Annotated in this window: 21 protein-coding genes; 5 read left to right on the top strand and 16 right to left on the bottom strand. The window is 39.9% G+C overall.

Going from position 1 to position 19,188, the window contains the following annotated elements:
* Positions 1-78: 78 nt before the first annotated feature.
* Positions 79-507, bottom strand: coding sequence for a hypothetical protein (locus tag P2W73_RS22830; RefSeq protein WP_276504428.1), 429 nt, complete (start codon positions 505-507; stop codon positions 79-81).
* A 585-nt stretch (positions 508-1,092) separates the two neighbouring features.
* Positions 1,093-1,926: a hypothetical protein gene (locus P2W73_RS22825; RefSeq protein WP_276504427.1), complete on the bottom strand. Its 834-nt coding sequence runs from the start codon at positions 1,924-1,926 to the stop codon at positions 1,093-1,095.
* Between the two features lie 158 nt (positions 1,927-2,084).
* On the opposite strand from P2W73_RS22825, the gene P2W73_RS22820 reads away from it, so the two are divergent.
* Positions 2,085-2,417, top strand: a complete 333-nt coding sequence (locus P2W73_RS22820; RefSeq protein WP_276504426.1) for a hypothetical protein — start codon at positions 2,085-2,087, stop codon at positions 2,415-2,417.
* A gap of 109 nt (positions 2,418-2,526) precedes the next feature.
* Here the strand turns inward: P2W73_RS22820 and P2W73_RS22815 are convergent, their stop codons facing one another.
* The 6 genes from P2W73_RS22815 to P2W73_RS22790 all read right to left on the bottom strand — a co-directional run bounded on the left by P2W73_RS22815 (position 2,527) and on the right by P2W73_RS22790 (position 6,567).
* On the bottom strand, positions 2,527-2,925 hold the full coding sequence (locus P2W73_RS22815) for a PIN-like domain-containing protein (RefSeq protein WP_276504425.1): 399 nt from the start codon (positions 2,923-2,925) through the stop codon (positions 2,527-2,529).
* Complete coding sequence (locus tag P2W73_RS22810) at positions 2,922-3,599, bottom strand: DUF433 domain-containing protein (RefSeq protein ID WP_276504424.1); 678 nt, start codon at positions 3,597-3,599, stop codon at positions 2,922-2,924. Before P2W73_RS22810 ends, P2W73_RS22815 begins: the two co-directional genes overlap by 4 nt.
* A 60-nt stretch (positions 3,600-3,659) precedes the next feature.
* Positions 3,660-4,769 carry a PA0069 family radical SAM protein gene (locus P2W73_RS22805; protein ID WP_276504423.1) on the bottom strand — a complete coding sequence of 370 codons (1,110 nt, stop codon included), beginning with the start codon at positions 4,767-4,769 and terminating at the stop codon, positions 3,660-3,662.
* 123 nt (positions 4,770-4,892) lie between these two features.
* A complete protein-coding gene (locus P2W73_RS22800; RefSeq protein WP_276504494.1) occupies positions 4,893-5,234 on the bottom strand; it encodes a GxxExxY protein in 342 nt (113 codons plus the stop codon).
* Positions 5,235-5,326: 92 nt separating this feature from the next.
* On the bottom strand, positions 5,327-5,944 hold the full coding sequence (locus P2W73_RS22795; RefSeq protein WP_276504422.1) for a 2'-5' RNA ligase family protein: 618 nt from the start codon (positions 5,942-5,944) through the stop codon (positions 5,327-5,329).
* Between the two features lie 11 nt (positions 5,945-5,955).
* The gene (locus P2W73_RS22790) at positions 5,956-6,567 is read right to left on the bottom strand and encodes a 2'-5' RNA ligase family protein (RefSeq protein WP_276504421.1); all 612 of its coding nucleotides are present in this window, start codon (positions 6,565-6,567) and stop codon (positions 5,956-5,958) included.
* Positions 6,568-6,640: 73 nt separating this feature from the next.
* On the opposite strand from P2W73_RS22790, the gene P2W73_RS22785 reads away from it, so the two are divergent.
* The 3 genes from P2W73_RS22785 (at position 6,641) to P2W73_RS22775 (ending at position 9,569) form a co-directional block, all read left to right on the top strand.
* Entirely contained in the window at positions 6,641-7,132 is a 492-nt protein-coding gene (locus tag P2W73_RS22785; RefSeq protein ID WP_276504420.1) for a LexA family protein, read from the top strand.
* A gap of 128 nt (positions 7,133-7,260) precedes the next feature.
* Positions 7,261-8,553 carry a Y-family DNA polymerase gene (locus tag P2W73_RS22780; RefSeq protein ID WP_276504419.1) on the top strand — a complete coding sequence of 431 codons (1,293 nt, stop codon included), beginning with the start codon at positions 7,261-7,263 and terminating at the stop codon, positions 8,551-8,553.
* Between the two features lie 23 nt (positions 8,554-8,576).
* Entirely contained in the window at positions 8,577-9,569 is a 993-nt protein-coding gene (locus P2W73_RS22775) for a virulence RhuM family protein/type II toxin-antitoxin system death-on-curing family toxin (RefSeq protein ID WP_276504418.1), read from the top strand.
* 5 nt (positions 9,570-9,574) lie between these two features.
* Here P2W73_RS22775 and P2W73_RS22770 read toward each other — a convergent pair whose 3' ends face one another.
* From P2W73_RS22770 to P2W73_RS22755, 4 genes are all read right to left on the bottom strand, one after another.
* On the bottom strand, positions 9,575-10,507 hold the full coding sequence (locus P2W73_RS22770) for a DUF72 domain-containing protein (RefSeq protein ID WP_276504417.1): 933 nt from the start codon (positions 10,505-10,507) through the stop codon (positions 9,575-9,577).
* Positions 10,508-10,589: 82 nt separating this feature from the next.
* Positions 10,590-11,069 (bottom strand): hypothetical protein, encoded by a 480-nt coding sequence (locus P2W73_RS22765; RefSeq protein ID WP_276504416.1) that lies wholly within the window; start codon positions 11,067-11,069, stop codon positions 10,590-10,592.
* Positions 11,070-11,122: 53 nt separating this feature from the next.
* On the bottom strand, positions 11,123-11,494 hold the full coding sequence (locus P2W73_RS22760) for a DUF779 domain-containing protein (protein WP_276504415.1): 372 nt from the start codon (positions 11,492-11,494) through the stop codon (positions 11,123-11,125).
* A 66-nt stretch (positions 11,495-11,560) separates the two neighbouring features.
* The gene (locus P2W73_RS22755; protein ID WP_276504414.1) at positions 11,561-13,093 is read right to left on the bottom strand and encodes an aldehyde dehydrogenase family protein; all 1,533 of its coding nucleotides are present in this window, start codon (positions 13,091-13,093) and stop codon (positions 11,561-11,563) included.
* Between the two features lie 130 nt (positions 13,094-13,223).
* Here P2W73_RS22755 and P2W73_RS22750 point away from each other — a divergent pair, with 130 nt between their 5' ends.
* Positions 13,224-14,171: an AraC family transcriptional regulator gene (locus P2W73_RS22750; RefSeq protein WP_276504413.1), complete on the top strand. Its 948-nt coding sequence runs from the start codon at positions 13,224-13,226 to the stop codon at positions 14,169-14,171.
* 7 nt (positions 14,172-14,178) lie between these two features.
* On the opposite strand, the gene P2W73_RS22745 is transcribed toward P2W73_RS22750, so the two are convergent.
* The 4 genes from P2W73_RS22745 to P2W73_RS22730 all read right to left on the bottom strand — a co-directional run.
* Positions 14,179-16,806, bottom strand: coding sequence for an MGH1-like glycoside hydrolase domain-containing protein (locus P2W73_RS22745; protein WP_276504412.1), 2,628 nt, complete (start codon positions 16,804-16,806; stop codon positions 14,179-14,181).
* 135 nt (positions 16,807-16,941) lie between these two features.
* The gene (locus P2W73_RS22740; RefSeq protein WP_276504411.1) at positions 16,942-17,760 is read right to left on the bottom strand and encodes an N-acetylmuramoyl-L-alanine amidase; all 819 of its coding nucleotides are present in this window, start codon (positions 17,758-17,760) and stop codon (positions 16,942-16,944) included.
* Positions 17,761-17,990: 230 nt separating this feature from the next.
* Positions 17,991-18,452, bottom strand: coding sequence for an IS200/IS605 family transposase (tnpA, locus tag P2W73_RS22735; protein ID WP_276504410.1), 462 nt, complete (start codon positions 18,450-18,452; stop codon positions 17,991-17,993).
* Positions 18,453-18,622: 170 nt separating this feature from the next.
* A partial coding sequence (locus tag P2W73_RS22730; RefSeq protein ID WP_276504409.1) for an IS982 family transposase occupies positions 18,623-19,188 on the bottom strand: 566 nt, incomplete at its 5' end.

The raw sequence follows: 19,188 nt of genomic DNA, 5'->3' as shown, positions 1-19,188 counted from the left end.
GTTTTGGAAAAGCTTCCCCGTGCATCTCCGGGGAAAGCTTATTTCCTCCTTCTGCACATAATCTCTTTCATTCATTTATTAATTCATATTGTTGCTGCGTGCAAAACCGATCACTTTATTATCATTTGCAGATGCTGCTTCTGCACGGAATTTGGCCAGTTCACGGGTTAATTCATTTCCCCAGTTATACTGCTTGTTGCTATGCAGCACATGACAGTAATTGACTGCTATCTCGATCATCCTTTTATCTTTCAAAACAAACACGGTGTTGTTAAAAAAGATACCTTTCTTTTCATGATCAAAATAGTTGTGCTGGTAAATACCGGTGATGTTATGTTTGTATTGTTCACTGATATACTGAAAAGCTTTTGACGCATCCAGTTCACCTATGAAGTTGACTACAGCCATCTCATTGAAGCGAAATGTGTAAAACAATCTTACATCAACATAATGTCCCTGGAACAACCCAATCACATGGCTGATCCTTTTGCTGAATAAATGAAACATAACATCATCTTTAATTGTCAATAAATAAGAAGCCCGGTCGTTTGCTGCGACCGGGCTTCTTTGTATAATCCACTTGTGGCGGACTACGTACAGATATAACACGGTCGTTTATGATCACTATCATTCACATTGCCTATGGGCTCAATACTTTGATTCGCCTGCACATACCAATCGCATCTGAGTGACGATAGCCTGTCATCAAGCATTTGCATTGTAAATCGTTTATGTCGTAATTGCTTCAGCACTTTTATTTCTTTCTTGTTAATAGATTCAATCAATCAAAAAATACATAAGCCGCTTACATCTTTAAACACACTTCATACATTCCTCCCCTTTAGGGGTTGGGGGTATAAAAAAACCCCGACGATTCTGTCGGGGCCTGTATTTGAGCGAATTCGTTGTTTCAACTTATCCTGCAGCATTACATGCCCCGCAAACTGTATAGTCGCCTTTGGGACTAAACCAGTTCATTGATTCAATATGTAATCTTTGTTTACAGAGCATATAATTTGTTTTGCGAATGCAAAGATTGAAATAATTTTTTGTTGCTACCAAATTTTGAATAAGAAATTTTAAAATTATTTTTCAATCAGGATTAAAACCGCTGATCTGTATTTCTTTCATGTCCCAATATCCCAATTCACTTATGACCAGCTTTACCGCATATGAACCAGTAAAAATTGATTCATCATCTCCCATCCTGGCCGTGGCTTTGTATTGCCCCCGTACCAAACAATGGTTTTCTTTTACAGTGCAGTCATCAACATTAAATTCAGCCACTTCAATTTCATCAAACAATGACTTAAACCTGTTTATCCTTTCACCGTATAATTTAAAATCATTGTAGTAAAGGCCATTGAAAACAAAACCATCTTTAGCATAATGTATATCATAAAAAAGATCAGCCTTCCGGAATATATCATTAAATAAATCTTGCTCTACCAATCTTGAATTATCATACACCGGATCAGGATGAAACTCATCATAAATAAAATTGGTGGTCCAGCCGGGCAGGTCCATATCACCCATTTCATGTTCAAACAATTCTTCGGTGGTAAAGCGATACAGTTCTCTTGCTGAAATGTTGGGGCTGCAAACACTCAGGTCAATACCATGTTCGTTGAGATATTCACTCAATTGGTCCCATGCCTCTTCAACATCTTCGTCTGCAATTTCCGCTACAGGTTTAAAATGTGTTGGCCTTCCTATTTTATCATACAGCTTTATTGTCTTATGCTCCGCAAACTGTTTTTCAAAAGCCATTACATTATTCAGAAACTGGTTTTCTATTTCTGTCGGCAAATTAGTATTGTCATCACCAGCGAAATGTGTCCCTTGTTCCAGCATTAGTTTCATTTTCAGAAACTCATTTTCTGCTTTAAGCTTTTCGTCTCCTTCAAGATGATTAAAATCTACCATAGCCGGCAATTTTTATGAAAGCTACTGAAATTATCAACAAGTATTTTAATAGTTGTCACCCGAAAATACATCCGGTTAATTTTGCAAAAAACATATCAAAGGCATATTCCGGGCCGCACCGCAGAATTAAAGCATCAATTTTGCTTAAAAATATATTTATGTACTACGACTTATCAAAAAGAGAAAAGAAAATCGCCAGGCAATGTATAGATAAGGGTTTAAATACAGCTTACATCAATGCGTTGAATGATGCTGGCCGGACATTACAGGATTGGCATACGGAAAAATTAAATACCCGTGATGCATACCTGAAGCTCTTTAAAGTTATCGAAAAACATGACGGCGCTATTGCCAACCGGTATAATGGCTTAGGAGGCTCAAGATGGCTGATGACCGTTGCCCAGCTATTTGCTGAAAAAGTAATTACCGAAGACGACATTAAGGATTTTTCGGATGAAACAAAAGAAGTGATTTATTTGTGGGCAAGGTAATTTTTTAGAAGTTTACCTCTTCAATAGCCGGCATTGCATCATAAGTTCTTTCACTAAGCAATCAGCTTATTTTTTTAATGGCACTTATTACAAAAACTTTCAGCACATGCTATATTTTTTTCATTCTGCCTCTAATAGGAATCTCATATCCAAATGGCCTTTTTTCTTTAGCAACTTTATCAAGAATTTCCTCCCAAGAGTTAATAAGAAGTTTGACGATCTCCCAGTGTTTATCCATGCCTCTCTGCATTTTAATAAAGAAAACTCCAATCTTGTATTGCTCACATAACTGATACTGCAATCTGGTCTTGTAAATATTTAAATCCTTAGTTATCATAATACCGTTAGACCTGCCTATGGAAGGAATTATAATCTCATCGGGCTGTCCTTTACCAAATTTAATTTTAGTTGAATAAACCAGTACGTTTTTAAAATATCCCTTATTTAAGGAATTAAGTGCATCCGCCACATATTCTGATAGATTCTCATCAATGAAAACCTCTGTCATGCGGTAGATTTTTTATAAAAGGATATTGCGTCATTAACTTGTTTCTGGGTCAAATCATAAAGAATACCAAGAGACTCCACAGATTCGCCGCTTTCGTACATTGAAAAAATCACCTCGGCATTAATATTTGTCCCGTTCAACACTGGCTGGCCAAATTGATGATGGGGATTGATTACAACATCACTTTTTCTTCCTGCTGGCCAGAATTTTTCAGCTATTTTGCTTGAATTGAACTCAATTTTATTTGCAAATTTCCGAATAAACTCTACGAAATCCGTTTGCTTGGATCCGTCTGCATTTACGACACTATCTTTAAACTCATACCAAATTTTTTTCCCATCACTTAAAAGATTCGCACTTGCAAATGGATAGGGGATTCGTAAATCTTCTGCGATTGCGACTCTTGATTTCAAAATCTGTCTTGGAGAAACTCCCAATTCTTGTAAATGGAAACAGGTATACAGTTCAATAAGTGTATAAAAATTTACTGCCTTGATATTATTTCCAGCAGACCATGAATAAGTTTCATTAAAAAATCTCTTTCCCAGTCTTTCATCCCAGTATTCGTTTAAGTAACGCCGAACTTTAGCTTGTGGAAGGCCCAAAAGCCTGCCAATATCTGGAACTGTGTAAATGCCTGTCCCTAACTGTTGCTTATGAGAAATTGTTATCATGGCCACTATAAAATTACAAAGTATAAAATAACAGTAATTCTGTTTAACGTAAAAATAAGTCTAAAACAATCTCCCCTGCTCCCCCGGCCTCCTGAAAATACTCGTATCCAAATGCCATTCCTCTGCATTCATTCCATACAGCTTACCATACTTTTTGTATTGTTGTGCTACCATTTGCGCAATTGCCCCTTCACCTCTCATCCGTACGCCCCATCGACTGTCATTTACCTTTCCATCGTGGCTTTGCTCAAGCAGGTGCCACACTTTGTCCGCCCGGTCAGGAAAATTTTTATACAACCAATCATGAAATAAGAATTTAATTGCTCCATTCAAACGGATAAAAGTATAAGCAGTAAAAGTGGCGCCATTATCCCTAGCCTCTTTCATGATCCGTTGCATTTCATGTTCATTCAGTCCCGGTATCATAGGGCCCATCATGACACCCATGCGTACGCCGGCATTGCTGAGCTCATTGATTACCTTTAATTTTTGTTTTGCAGTAGTTGTCCTGGGTTCCATTACCCGCCTTAGATCTTCATTGAAAGACGTGATGGAAACCATCGCCGATACAATTCTTTTCTTCGCCATTTCCTGCAATACATCTTTATCTTTCAATATCCAGGAATTTTTTGTCAGTATTCCCACTGACTGGTTAAACTCATTGCATACTTCCAGCAATCCTCTCGTCAAACGATATTTTTGCTCCGCCGGCTGGTAACAATCTGTATTACCGCTGAGCATGATGGGTGTAGCATCCCATTTCGGATGCATCAAAAATTTTCGAAGCAGTTGCGGTGCATTTTTTTTTACAATGATCTTCCGTTCAAAATCAAGACCGGCGCTATAACCCCAGTATTCATGTACATTCCGGGCATAGCAATAGATACAACCATGTTCGCAACCGGCATAGGGGTTCATGCTGTACATCATCCCTACATCGGGGCTGTCCACCTTGTTGACAATGGTTTTTGATTCCTGTTCCAAATATTGTGTCGCAACATTTTCCTCGCTCCAATCGTCGATGCCTTCAATATGTTCTCTTGTTCGCTCATCTTTTAGAAACCGGTTCTTTGTGTTGAATTGCGCACCCCTGCCCTGCAGGTATTGCTCCGATTCTTCTTTATTTTTCGCAGCGACCTTAAAATGATCCTGCTTTAGTTTTTCTGACATGGAATTTTATTTATTATTATAGGAAAAGTTGTTCTGAAACACAGAGGCACGATAAGAAAAATTAGTTCACCTTGACAACACCTGTGACTTTGTGACTCCGTGTCCCTGTGTTCCAAAATCTCCTTATAGTATTAATCTTGAAATGCCATCCTTCATTACTGGCATATTAAAATTCAGGATATAGCCCAATCGTTTATTACTAAGTTTAAGATAGCTTAATACCTGAGCCTGCCAAACCGGATGATAATATTCCTGGGCTTTTAATTCGACAACAATCAACTCATCAACCAAAATATCAATACGAAGGCCTTCATCAATGACAAGCTCATCATACATCAGTTGAACAACTTTTTGTCTTTGAAATTTAATTTTCCGTTTTGTCAACTCGTAACAAAAGCATTTTTCATAAACACTTTCAAGTAACCCGGGTCCAAATGCCTTATGTATTGATATTGCGATATCAATAATCAGCGCTGCCAGCCATTGCTCTCGTTCGGTTAATGGTTATAATAAACGTCAGCGTTGCTTTTTAACATAGTCTCTCCCTGATTTAAAATTTATCCAAACAACTCCCCCTGCTTTGTCAACACCGGGAGGTTTTGAAGCTCAAATCGTCTTACCGTTTTATATTTCTTTTCACCGACGGGCCTTCGTAGCAATGTCATTTCATTAGCAATAAACCGCCCGGTGAAATTTTTATTACTGTATTCAAGCCAGCCTTTATCGTACTGCCAGGGTTGCAACTTTCTGGCAATCGTTACATGGGGTTCCATGATAAAGTGCGGTTTATTTTCATCATTCAATTTCATCAGGCGCTGGGCTTCACTGCGCACTTGTTTTACCAGGCTTTGAATGGGAACTTTGGAAGTAACATTAATGAAAATGGTGTGCGAAGGAAAGCTGCCAAAATCCTTTAATTCTACTTTAAATGGCGGGAATGCCATACCGACCACTTTCAGCCGGTTGATCAGCCGCTCTTCCATCATTTCATATTGTACAAAATTGGCCAGCGTTATATGTGGTTTGCTCCATTTGGCCTGATCTGATTGGTATTTGTCACCAAACTCCTCCTTAACCTTTATTATTCTGTTCCATAATTCTTCATGGGGACTTAATACAAGCAAATACTCATTAATTCGATAGCCGGGTAAGGTTGTTGTTATATCCAGTTGCATAAGATTAAGTATTAATTGAAAAGATTATTGTTATTTGCCGGTAGTTGAAATCTGCTTACCACCTCGCAGCCATCATATTGATGGTCCCGTTTGAGAAGTGTTAACTCACGGGCAGCAAACGTTTCAATAAATGTTTTTTGCGAATAATCCATCATGGCCTTTTCATACACTTTCTCAGGAAGCCTGCGGGCAATGGTCATATGTGGCCGGCTACACAAATAAACCGGCGGGCATCCACTTGACCGTACATAGGTATCAATAACCCGCAACTGAGTAGCCAATCTTTTGAACGGTTGATGGTCCTGAACCCTCAGGTAAACAGTATGAGGCGGGAATCCACTGTAATTATTTAATGTTACAGGGAAACTGCCATGCTGAAGCCCGATACGTTGAATCCAGCGTATCATCGTTTCTTCCATCTCTTCACGAGCCATAAAATTGGCTATCGTAATATGTGGCTTTGTTTTGATAGAAACTTTTTGCCGGTATTGCTCATAAAAGCATTGCTTTTCTTTACTCACTTTATTATATACCTCATCATCTGGTTGAATGACCAATAAATACTCCTTCATGCCCCTGAAATTGTCAAAAGGCATTTCTGGCTGTATGAATTCCCGCTGCATAAAGAAATTTTAGTATGATCAAATATTTAGCATAAATTTACTAAAATTTTTAGCTAATCAAAAAATCTTTTTTATGGACAGTGAAGAATTTTATGGTGCAGCCTACAAGGGCTCCAGGCAGTTCACCCAAAAAGAAGTAAAGACCGCCAACGCCACTGGCTTCGGCGCTGCGGCCGATGATTATATGGAACGTGGTATCGATTTGAATGAGCAGCTGATCATGAACAAACCCGCCACCTTTTTCTTTCGTATGACCGGGGAAGCGATGGTGGGTGCCGGCATCTATCCGAACGATATATTAGTGGTTGATCGTAGTGTGAAAGCAAGCAATGGCAAAATCATCGTAGCAGCAGTAGATGGAGAATTGCTGGTGCGTCGCCTTCAGTTGAGTTTTAATAAAATGATATTGACTGCCGAAAATAAAAATCATCAGGCAGTTGAAGTTGGTGAATTTAGCCAATACAATGCCTGGGGCGTGGTGACTTGCGTGATACATGTACTGGACAGTTCATTACAAGCTTACCAGTCGAATAAGAACAGCAAAATGCAACGAACAGCAATATGAGAAGAGTCATAAAAATTTTCAAATGAAATGAGCCATAATCCGCCGCGGCGGACGAGTTATTATACCAACAGCGATGAATCCCAACTTTGTCGGGACCATGTGACCTGGCGTTAAAATAAAATAAGCACATGAAAGCAATAGTTGATTGCAATAATTTTTATTGTTCCTGCGAAAGGTTGTTTAAGCCGCATCTTGACAATAAGCCGGTTGTTGTATTAAGTAACAACGATGGTTGTATCATTTCCCGAAGTGATGAAGCGAAGAAACTGGGAGTGGAAATGGCAGGTCCTTATTTTATGGCGAAGCCGTTGATTAAAAAACATAATGTAGCCGTATTTTCTTCCAACTATAACCTGTATGGCGATCTGAGCTGGCGGGTAATGGAAACGCTTAGGACGATTGTAGGCAAACAAAATGTAGAAGTGTATTCTGTAGACGAAGCTTTTTTAGATTTGAGCATTTTTCCTGTAGAAGATCTTCCTTCTATTGCAAAGGACATAAGAGAAACCGTAGAACAATGGACCGGTATTAAAGTATCAGTGGGTGTCGCACCTACAAAAGTGCTGGCTAAACTGGCAAACCGGCTTTCGAAAAAAAACAAAGAAAAGACAGGTTGCGTAATGGTACTTGACACCGATGACAAAATCACTGACGCTTTACGTAAAACGGACGTAGGTGATATCTGGGGAATAGGCCATCAATATGCCAAAAAGTTAAAAGAACTCTGGTGCATTTATGATGCATTGCAGTTGCGAAATATGAGCGAGGAGTTTACTCACACTCACCTCGGCGGCGTAGTTGGTGTAAGAATGATAAGAGAGTTGAAAGGAATTCCGACAAAAGAAATGGAAGACGAACTGGTCACCAAGAAAATGATCGCTACCACCCGCATGTTTGGCAGCCCGGTTGGTAATATCAGCGACATTAAAGAAGCAATAGCCACTTACACATCAAGAGCAGCCGAAAAGCTCAGAAGACAAAAAAGTGCAGCCAAAATGATTAGCATTTTTGTCGTTGCCAAAGAACAGAATCACCTGATCGATTTTAAGGACCGTTATGCAAGCGGTACCTTAACTACTTCAATGATGCTTCCTGTTGCCACATCATTTACCAACGAATTAATCAAACCTGCCGTTGAGTTGGTAGATAAGCTTTATACCAAAGGTACGCTGTACAAAAAAGCCGGCGTTATGCTGAGTGGTATTGTTCCTGATGAATCCATACAGGGAAATTTATTTTTATCGGAAAATAAAAACTGCGAACGAAAACTGATGGATATGATTGACAATGTCAATTTCAGTCAGCGGGATGATGTATTAAAGTTTGCGGCCAGCGGAACTACCCGGGATTGGAAAATGCGGCAGGAATTGAGAAGCCCACGATATACGACACGATGGAATGAACTGTATGCAATTAGCTGACCCTAAAATTTGTAAATTGGACCATGGATAAAAAAGGGGAAATATTACTTTATAAAACGGAAGATGGGAAGAGTCAGTTAGAGGTTTTACTCGAGCAAGAAACGGTTTGGCTAAATCAGAGTCAGGTTACTGAGTTATTTCAACAAACCAAGCAGAATGTTAGTTTGCATATAAACAATATATTCAAGGAGAAGGAGTTAGACAAAAAAACAGTTGTCAAGGAATCCTTGACAACTGCCTCTGATGGGAAAAAATACAAGGTAAATTTATACAATCTTGATGTCATTATTTCAATTGGATATCGTGTTAAATCCAAAAGAGGCACTCAATTTCGTATTTGGGCAACTCAAACGCTAAAGGATCATTTGGTAAAAGGTTATACCGTTAATGAGAAAAGACTGAAGGAGCAACAAGAGAAATGGAAAGAATTACAACAAACCGTAGAGTTTTTAAAAAGAACGGTTGGCAAAAAAGAACTGACGAATAACGAAACCCAAGGTCTACTGGAAATCATTTCCCAATATACCCGTTCATTTGTTTTACTTAACAAATTTGATACTGAAAGTCTTGAAACTACTTCATCAGATAAAAAACTTACTTATGAAATAAAATATAAGGAAGCTGTTACTGCTATTGAAGAGTTAAAGAGAAAATTGCTGGAGGTGCATGAAGCATCCGAGTTATTCGGCAGACAGCGGGACGATGGCTTTAAAAGTCTATTAAAAAGTGTTATACAAACCTTTGATGGAGAATACCTGTATCCAACAATTGAAGAACAAGCCGCAAATCTGCTGTATTTTACAATAAAAAATCATCCGTTTGCCGATGGTAACAAACGTATCGGAGCCTTTTTGTTTATTTGGTTCTTACAGCGTAACAAATATTTATTAAGAAAGACCAATGAAGCGAAAATTAATGACAACGCTTTAGTAGCTCTAGCCCTATTAGTTGCACAAAGCGATCCTTCTACCAAGGAATTGATGATTAAACTCATCATGAATCTTATCAGCGATTGAATCTATTAATCAAATAATCCTTTTTGAGAAACTTTAGATGCTAGTCCGCTCTCTATAAATTTTGGCTTTATCAAATTCAACCGGCACTCCTTATTCAGTTTATCAACCAAATAAACAGTTAGTTCAGGCGAAGTAGCTTCATCATGCATATGCATAAAAAAATATAATTCTTCTAATCCATTTTCCAGCCAGTATTTCATCCGCTTCACCCAGGCATCACTTCTTGTATAGTCGCTTGGATGCAGGCTATTGCCTACATAACGGATAAATGCTTTCGGAACCGTTAGGTGCATGTGGGCACAATCCCTGCGTCCGGCTGTGTCGGTGATCACCGCCCCGAAATTGTTATCCCGTAAAAATGCAAATAGATCCGTCCTTTCTTTCTCTTTGCCAAACCAATCGGGATGCCGGACTTCCAGGAAGAATTGCAGGTCCTTTGGTAGTGCCAAAAGAAAATCAAACAATTCCTGTTTCCGTTTGGGAGAAAATGTATCACTCACCTGTACAAAGACGGGGCCTAAATGTTTTTCAAAAGCAACGATACCCCTGAAGAATTCATTAAGGAGAGGATGCCTTGCATCTAACTTTCCTTTATGTGTCAACCCCTGATACATCTTTGGACAAAACAAAAAATCTTTTCCTTTTGCTTTATCAGCCCATTTACGGATGCCCGGCTCACCATAAATTTTATAATGCGTAGCGTTTAATTCGATACAATTATAATGCTGAACATAATGCTGCAAAAAATCTTTCTCCCTGGTTTTTAGCGGATATATTTTTCCAACCCATTCTTCCCTTCCCCATTTAGCGCAACCCAGATAAACTTTAGCATTCTTAGCAGGCTTTCCTTTTAGTACAGCCTTATTGAAAGCAGGTTCTGCCGGTAAAGAAAAATCAATATGCGGCAATTCATTTTCATCTACCCGTCCAAATTCCATACTGTTATTTTATTCCTTCAAAAGTACTCAATCAAGTCAACAGAGTTATCAGGAAAAATCAGTGCATCGATGAATTAGGCGCCTAAATAACACAGGAAACTTTTTTAAAAGGCCTGGTGCTGTCAAATCTCAATTGATCAGGTTTAGCAAATAGTGTCGTGTCATTTTTTTGTGTCACTTCACCGGTGGCAGGCCATAGTTCTTCGCCATTTATCTTCCAGGCGACCTGTCGAACAGAAATTATTCCCTCTGACTTAAACAGGTACCATCCCTTTATAATGTCTTCTGACTGCTCTACCATTACCGTTCCGTCATTACGATCTTTCTGGTAAATGGAATAAGATAAAGCACCGGTTAAACTACTACCCTTTTTTTGTAACTGTAGAGAAGATGTATCACGTTGTACTATTTGAGAATAACAACCCGATGACAGAGTATCCTCTGCTATCATGTTGGGAGGAGTTATAGAATCTTTTTCTACTTGTGTAGAGGTTTTTCCTTCGTTGTTGCAAGAGCCTGCCAGTAAAACAAAGGCCAGCAAGGCTTTAATACCCTTGTTCATAACTATCATTTTTTGAAATGACAGAAATAGTTATGCCAAACTGTAAGGCATCTCTATTTTTCCAGCATAGGTTCCAGGTCTTCCAGTTCAGTTTCCGTAAACAATTTAGACTGGATAAAAAAGCGAACACCCAAAGGTATCTCCAATGAAAAGCTACTACCTCGTCCGGGTGTTACATCCATGATCAGTTGTGTATGTTTCCAATACTCAAATTGATCGGCGGACATATAAAATTTACAGCCATCCACTTCACCCAGACAAACATCGCTTCCGCCAACTTTAAATTCGCCCCCGGCAAAGCACATCGGCTGGCTGCCATCGCAACAGCCACCACTTTGATGAAACATCAATGGACCGTGCGTTTGCTTTAAGCGCTGAATTAATTCAAGTGCCGCATCAGTCGCCAGTATTCTTTTTATAGCCATCTTACTTTTTTAAAAGAAAAAAGGTGGCTTACGGGCCACCGTTTTGCTTGCCTCTAACATTGCGAACTAGAAAAATCCGAGCTTTTGTTTATTGTAGGAAATAAGCATATTCTTAGTTTGGCGGTAATGATTGAGCATCATCTTGTGTGTCTCTCTTCCAAAACCAGACTTCTTATAGCCACCAAAAGGAGCATGGGCCGGGTAAGCATGGTAACAGTTCACCCAAACTCTTCCCGCCTGTATCGCTCTTGGCACCTGGTACATTTCATGTGCATCTCTTGTCCAGACACCAGCACCTAATCCATATAAGGTATCATTAGCTATAGCGATAGCTTCTTCGGTTGTTTTAAACGTCGTCACCGAAGTAACAGGCCCAAAGATCTCTTCCTGAAATATGCGCATCTTGTTATGGCCCCTGAATATAGTAGGCTTAATGTAATAGCCATGCTCTAACCCACTGTTTTGATGAAAGGCTTCTCCGCCGCAAAGTACCTGCGCTCCTTCCTGTTTTCCGATATCCAGGTAACTTAAAATTTTATTATACTGGTCTTCTGACGCCTGTGCGCCCATCATCACTGAGCCGTCCAAAGGATTTCCCAGTTTGATCGCCTTCGTTCTTTGTATCACCCGATCCATGAACTTCTCATAGATTTTCTCATGTACCAGTATTCTTGAAGGACAGGTACAAACCTCACCCTGGTTTAATGCGAACATCACGGCGCCTTCTACAGCCTTATCAAAAAATTCATCATCGGCATCCGCCACCGATTCAAGGAAAATATTAGGGCTCTTACCGCCGAGTTCCATCGTCACCGGTATCAGGTTCTCGGATGCATATTGCATGATCAATCTGCCGGTTGTTGTTTCCCCGGTAAATGCAACTTTGTTTACTCTTGGGGATGATGCTAACGGTTTACCTGCCTCCGGACCGAAACCTGTCACGATATTTAAAACACCTTTTGGCAAAATATCACCGATCAGTTCCATCAATACCATGATGCTGGTGGGTGTTTGTTCTGCCGGTTTTACTACAACTGTACAACCTGCGGCTAATGCCGGGGCTATTTTCCAGGTGGCCATCAATAATGGAAAATTCCATGGGATGATTTGTCCTACTACGCCGATAGGTTCATGCAAGTTGATACTGACAGTAGTCTCATCATGCTCACTTACCGTACCTTCTTCACTCCGAATAACACCGGCAAAATACCGGAAATGATCTATCACCAATGGAAGATCCGCAGCTCTTGTTTCCCGCAATGCCTTTCCGTTATCAATTGTTTCCACGACAGCGAGATACTCTAAATTGTCTTCAAGTACCTGCGCTATTTTTAGCAAAATATTACTGCGATAACTGGCGGCTGTTTTTCCCCATGATTGAAAAGCGGATTGTGCCGCATCAATAGCTTTATCAATATCTTTTGCATTGCCGCGGGCTGCTTTTGTAAATACTTTTCCGTCGATAGGAGAGATATTATCGAAGTATTCACCGCTATTGGGTGCTATCCATTCACCGTTAATATAATGATCGTATTTGTCTTTAAATTTTGGGCGGGCAGCCACATTGGATTTAGGGGCTGAAACTGTTGCTGTACTCATATGTAAGCGTTTTAATCGTTAAATAATGATCCAATTTTTAAAAAAATCAGGTGAATCCGGGTGAATTTTGTACTTATTTGTAGCACGATCGTACCAAAATCATTTGGCAGATTAAAAAGAATAGCTATTATTGAGTTTACAAAAAATGGTTGTGGCTGCCAGGAATTATTTAAATAAGATTGATCTCACCCATCCCAAATACCTGCAAACGCTGGTAGAAAATCGCCGTATTTTTAACCTGAATAATTGCGAACTGAATATTTTTGAAAGCTACCAGGAAACTTACCGTGTGCCATTAACGTTCAGTGATTTTGTCATTACCAGCATGGTGCGTGGAAAAAAGGTAATGCATCTTTTTGACAAACCTTCATTTGATTATTTGCCGGGTGAAACAGTTATTGTGCCCGCTAATGAAACTATGGTGATCGATTTCCCCGAAGCGCAGGCAGAAAATCCTACACAATGTATTGCCCTGGCCGTTGATGAACGATATGTAAACAACACGTTGCAGTATCTTAATACTTTTTACAATAGTGACCGGTCGGAAGAACATGAATGGAAACTACAGTTCAATCAATATCATTTTGACAATGATACTGAAGTAACAGATTTGATCAACAAGCTAATGCGGGTCTGCAGCAGCGGAGACAAGGCCAAAAATATTTTTGCAGATCTAAACCTGAAGGAACTACTGATACGCCTCGTACAAAGCCAGCACCTGCAACAAGTAAAGGCTGACAGTGGCAACAACAACAATCAAAACAGGCTTCATTATGTGTTGCATTATATCCATGAGCATTTGACGGAAAAGATAGCTGTCGACAAACTCAGCCGCCGTGCTTATATGAGCCGCAATTTGTTTTTTGCCTGGTTTAAAGAACAATTTGGTATCACGCCATTGGAATACATCAATAAAGAACGGGTGAAACTCGCCAAACAATTACTGACCGATAAAAATATTAGCATCACCAATGTGAGTTTGCAATGCGGGTTTAGTGATGTCAATTATTTTGTTCGCCTGTTCAAAAAAACAGAAGGTATTACACCGGGAGCATACCGTTCCTGTTTCAGAGATTAATTTTCAATTATTCAATGGGCTTATGGCCGCCATACTCACTGATCAGCTCCGCTACCAAAGCCGTCCAACCCGTTTGATGGCTGGCGCCTAATCCTCTGCCACTGTCCCCATGAAAATATTCATAAAAAGTAAGCAGGTGCTGATTGGCCGGCTGCTCATAAAACCAGCTATACTTTCCGTATAAACGACGTTTCCCATCTCCATTTTGTTCAAACAAGCTGATCACTCTTTTGGTCAATTCGTTGGCTACCTGGGTAAGAGTTATTTTATTGCCCGATCCTGTTGGGTACTCGACGAGCAACGTATCGCCATAGAACTCACCGTATTTACGGATGGATTGAATGATAAGGAAGTTGATGGGCATCCACACGGGTCCGCGCCAGTTGGAGTTGCCGCCAAACATATCGGAGGTTGAATCACCGGGGTCATATTTTATGCTGTAGATAATTCCATCCACCGTCACGGAGTAAGGTTTCTCTTCGTGATATTTGGATAATGCCCTTATTCCTCCGTCAGATAAAAACCCGTTTTCATCCAACAGGGGTTTGAGTAAATCAACCAACCTCTCCTTTGGAATCAACGACAACAAGGTTTCACCGTCATTGCTTCTTTCCTCATTGGGCCAAAATTTTTTATTCTTTTTACGATAGTTTTCAAACCAGGTTATACGCTTTTTGAAATCAATAAGCCGGTCTAAAACTTTTTTGCTGATGGTAGACACCGCATATAAGGACGTAATACCTACAATCGATTGAATCCGCAGCGGAATAGGCGCCGCCCCCGTCACACACAATATATCATAGAAAAATCGGTCTTCTTCGTTCCAAAGACCATGTTGATTAAGCGATTCGGCGATTAACACAAAATGCTCAAAAAACTTGGTGGCTGTATCTTCAAACGAGGCATCCTGCATCGCTATTTCCACTGCCATGTCCATCATGTCCAGTGCATAGGTGCCCATCCAGCTTGTACCATCCGCCTGTTCCAACTGCATTTCACCGGCAAAATGAAAACTGCGATTAAAAACTCCGATATTATCCAAACCCAGGAAGCCGCCTTCAAAGATATTGTTACCTCTTACGTCTTTTCGATTGATCCACCACGTAAAGTTGATCAGCAGTTTTTGAAATACCTTTTTTAAAAAATTAATGTCGCCCTTTCCTGTTTGCTTTTTTTCAATATTGTATACCTGCATCGCAGCCCATGCCTGTACCGGCGGGTTAACATCACTGAAGTTCCATTCATATGCCGGTAATTGTCCATCCGGTTTCATATACCATTCACGCATTACCAACAGCAATTGATGTTTGGCAAACGTGGGATCAACCACAGCCATGGAAATACATTGAAAAGCCAGGTCCCATGCCGCATACCAGGGATACTCCCATTTATCAGGCATCATTATGATGTCCTGGTTTTTCAGGTGCGTCCAATCATTATTCCGGCCCGTAAGGCGGTTATTGTTAATAGGGGTTATGCCATCTGTTTTGTTCAACCACTCCTCTACGTCAAAGTGATAATATTGCTTGCTCCACAAAATACCAGCTAAGGCCTGCCTTTGTATTCTTGCCATATCTTCACTCATCCCCTTTGGCAAAATCGCCGCATAAAAATCATCGGCTTCCTGTTTTCGAGTAGAGAAAATATCTTTAAACCCCCGGCTAAATGGATTATCCATTAACTTATTGTTCAACCGGCAATAAATTGTTTTGGTAGCACCTGCGGCGACCCGCATTTTATACACAGGGGAAAACTTAGTGCCCACCTGTTTTTCAGAAAGTTCTTTGACATTTTTTCCGTTGATGATCGCATCGTGAAATGCATCTTTAACGAAAATAGATTCATTAGGCATCCCACTTACCTTTTCGGTATTGGTTTCATTTTCGGTAAAAAAAATTTTTTCCGTGGATTGAAAATAAAAATAGTAATCACCCAGTCTTTCATGATCGGCCCTAACGGTGTTTTTATTTACATAAGTAATTGACGGCTTCTCCCTGAAACTGCCGCCATCCCACCGGTTGTAAAACCATAAGGTAGGCAATACATGAATCTCCGCAGACTTGCTGTACCGGTTGGTAATATCAATTTTTATAAAAATATCCTGTGCACCTTGCTTGGCGTATGTTACCAATACATCGAAATACTGGTTGTTGTTGAACACACCCGTATCCAGTATCTCATACTCAGGTTCCTGTTTATTCAGTTTTTGATTTTCCTGCCTTAATTGATCGTAGGGGAAAGCTTGCTGCGGGTATTTGTACAAATACTCCATGTAATAATGCGTCGGAAGATTATCGAGGTAATAATACAACTCCTTCACATCTTCTCCATGATTGCCCTGTGGATTACTTAATCCAAAAAGTCTTTCTTTCAATATGGGATCTTTGCCATTCCATAGTGCAATACAAAAACAAAGATTTCCGAAAAAATCTGAGATACCTGCGAGGCCATCTTCTCCCCACAAATAAGCACGGCAGTGTGCATGGTCAAATGGAAAATAATGCCAGGCATCTCCGTATACGCTGTAATCTTCCCGCACAGTACCCCATTGTCGTTCGCTCAGGTAGGGACCCCATTGCACCAAAGGAATTTCTTTACCGGCATTCACCGCCAGCCGCTGATGTTCTGCTGTCATTCAGATTATTTATCGTCAAATAAGATGGCGAACAACCATGTTGCTATAAAAGAATTTTCAGTGGGACAATCATTTACTATCCGATAAAATTAACTCATAACAGGCAAAAAAGCGCAGAATGCATAGAAGAAGTCGTTATTGATACTTTTTTTGCAGATCGACTAATATTTTCTTATCACTATCAGTTAAAACTTGAGTTGAATCATTTTGCACGAAATGCAATTTGAACGATTGAATAGCATTTTCTTCTTTTTTGATATCATAACCAATAATGCGCAATGCCTGCATAGCATTAAAATCAGCAGGCACTTCCACATTGGTTGTATCATACCAATAGCCAAAACCCTGCTCTGCCAGTTTCTGCCAGGGAAAGTTGCGGTTGGGATCAACCTTTCTTCCCGGTGCTATATCGGCATGACCAATAAAATTCGCTATCGGAATAGTATAGGCGTTTTTCAATCGTTGCAACAGGGCCAGTAAAGTATTTATCTGCGCATCGGTAAATGATTCAAGCCCGTTGTTGTCAATTTCAATACCGATGCTGCTACTGTTGATGTCGGATGCATTACCCCATTTACTAACACCGGCATGATGTGCCCGCAGTAAATCATTCAACATGTGATGCACTGTTCCGTCTTTGCAAATAACATAATGAGAACTTACCTGGGTGCGGGTCAATGTAAACGTTTTTAAGGTTTGCTCACAACTGTTTTGCGCCGTATGGTGAATGATTACATAATTAGGACGCCGCATACTGAAATTAGTGGTACCGACCCATTCTGTAGCATAAGGCAAACCGGCTGAATCTTCTACGGGATATGCACGCAACAATTTGGCATAGCCTTTGGCCTGTTTCTTATAACTTTTGTTTGTTTTGCTGTACGAGCCGGGAACACAAGCTTGCAGAAAAACCACTACGGTCACAGATAGGGTAACGACCAAATATTTGAACATGACACTTAACGATTTCAGTGAAAGATAAAAATAATCCTGTTTATGGCTTAAACCCTGAATTATCACCGAACCTTTGTAAATATGAGTGCGGGGTAATTAATATTTCGAGGTGCTGGAATAATATGATCCGTTTGTTTGTCCCAGCGGGACAATCGGTTGGTAGAAAGAAACAGGTAATGTTTTTATGCCCCATAGGGGCGTCATGTGATGATTGTTGAAAAAAATAAAAATCAGATCGGCTCTTTAAAAATATATTGTTCGTCATATTCCACCTCAAATGCTTTTAAAAAAGCCCTGTATTCATCTAAAAAAGTTTGCTTTTTATGATGAATTTCCTGGTTTTGAATGTAAGAAATTACCCGGGGTAACTGGCTTTTAGCATACGAAAATGCACCGTAGCCGCCTTGCCAGGCAAATTTTTCTTTCGTCAATTTATTATCGTTGATCCAGTTTGTACTCTCTGCTTTAACAACCTGCATTAATGAGGAAATGGATTGATTCGGACGAAGTCCTATCAGGACATGCACATGATCAGGCATGCTGTTAATCTGTAACATCTTGTGTTGGTTTTTTTGAAAAATTCCTGTTACATATTGATGTAATCTTTCTTTCCATAAAGCATCAATCAGAGCTGCCCTGTATTGAACTGCAAAAACAAATTGAATATGCAATTGAGTATAGGTATTGGCCATGAGAAAATATTTTAAAAAAGATAAAACATTTCTCTGAATCACCAACCGTCCCTACGGGACGAGAGGCATCATTTCCCCTTTTTTGTTACCAACCTGTTGTCCCTACGGGACAGCTAAATTATTTACACCGGGTCCAGCACCTCAAAATATTAATTAATTCAAGTTGCTAGTTAATTGGTAAGCTTATTCAGTGTAAAAGCCAGAATAAACATTACCAGTTTGAGCAGGAATCCTTTAAAGGTCACTGCGTGTATTTTTCTAAGGAATAGCGCCTTTATTTCGCTAAAGGATGTTTCTATTCCTTTTCTCATCTGTTCTTTAATGAACCGTATCCAGGGCTCATCCGGTCTTTTAGAATTGCTTCTACGTTGAATCATCAGTTCGATCAAATCAGTTTCTTTCATATCATCCTCTATCTGGTAATCAGTATAGGCGGAATCTCCATAAATCCTGCTCTCTGCCGCCACTGCCAATGGTAGTTTTTTCAAAGCCTGTACATCGCTTTCACAACCCGGCACAAATCCAAATTCAACCGGAATGCCTGAGGAATTGACCAATACCGGAACTTTTACTCCATAAAAGTACCGGCGCATACTACACTGTTTACCTCTCCATTGTTTGCCCCGCAATAATTTGCATCGGCTGATTCGAATATTATCACACACCGCTACCGGAAAGGAGTCTATCACATACTCTGAAGCGCCAGCCATACTTTTTAGACAATGACCCAATTGCC

It is taken from the genome of Terrimonas pollutisoli (assembly GCF_029360765.1).
GTDB lineage: Bacteria > Bacteroidota > Bacteroidia > Chitinophagales > Chitinophagaceae > Terrimonas_B > Terrimonas_B pollutisoli.
Note: the sequence above shows the minus strand (reverse complement) of the source record. Positions and strands in the feature narration are given on the sequence as shown.

Coding starts and splice junctions, on each gene's coding strand:
- P2W73_RS22830 (WP_276504428.1), bottom strand. CDS start 507: ATGTTTCATTTATTCAGCAAAAGGATCAGCCATGTGATTGGGTTGTTC.
- P2W73_RS22825 (WP_276504427.1), bottom strand. CDS start 1,926: ATGGTAGATTTTAATCATCTTGAAGGAGACGAAAAGCTTAAAGCAGAA.
- P2W73_RS22820 (WP_276504426.1), top strand. CDS start 2,085: ATGTACTACGACTTATCAAAAAGAGAAAAGAAAATCGCCAGGCAATGT.
- P2W73_RS22815 (WP_276504425.1), bottom strand. CDS start 2,925: ATGACAGAGGTTTTCATTGATGAGAATCTATCAGAATATGTGGCGGAT.
- P2W73_RS22810 (WP_276504424.1), bottom strand. CDS start 3,599: ATGATAACAATTTCTCATAAGCAACAGTTAGGGACAGGCATTTACACA.
- P2W73_RS22805 (WP_276504423.1), bottom strand. CDS start 4,769: ATGTCAGAAAAACTAAAGCAGGATCATTTTAAGGTCGCTGCGAAAAAT.
- P2W73_RS22795 (WP_276504422.1), bottom strand. CDS start 5,944: ATGCAACTGGATATAACAACAACCTTACCCGGCTATCGAATTAATGAG.
- P2W73_RS22790 (WP_276504421.1), bottom strand. CDS start 6,567: ATGCAGCGGGAATTCATACAGCCAGAAATGCCTTTTGACAATTTCAGG.
- P2W73_RS22785 (WP_276504420.1), top strand. CDS start 6,641: ATGGACAGTGAAGAATTTTATGGTGCAGCCTACAAGGGCTCCAGGCAG.
- P2W73_RS22780 (WP_276504419.1), top strand. CDS start 7,261: ATGAAAGCAATAGTTGATTGCAATAATTTTTATTGTTCCTGCGAAAGG.
- P2W73_RS22775 (WP_276504418.1), top strand. CDS start 8,577: ATGGATAAAAAAGGGGAAATATTACTTTATAAAACGGAAGATGGGAAG.
- P2W73_RS22770 (WP_276504417.1), bottom strand. CDS start 10,507: ATGGAATTTGGACGGGTAGATGAAAATGAATTGCCGCATATTGATTTT.
- P2W73_RS22765 (WP_276504416.1), bottom strand. CDS start 11,069: ATGAACAAGGGTATTAAAGCCTTGCTGGCCTTTGTTTTACTGGCAGGC.
- P2W73_RS22760 (WP_276504415.1), bottom strand. CDS start 11,494: ATGGCTATAAAAAGAATACTGGCGACTGATGCGGCACTTGAATTAATT.
- P2W73_RS22755 (WP_276504414.1), bottom strand. CDS start 13,093: ATGAGTACAGCAACAGTTTCAGCCCCTAAATCCAATGTGGCTGCCCGC.
- P2W73_RS22745 (WP_276504412.1), bottom strand. CDS start 16,806: ATGACAGCAGAACATCAGCGGCTGGCGGTGAATGCCGGTAAAGAAATT.
- P2W73_RS22740 (WP_276504411.1), bottom strand. CDS start 17,760: ATGTTCAAATATTTGGTCGTTACCCTATCTGTGACCGTAGTGGTTTTT.
- tnpA (WP_276504410.1), bottom strand. CDS start 18,452: ATGGCCAATACCTATACTCAATTGCATATTCAATTTGTTTTTGCAGTT.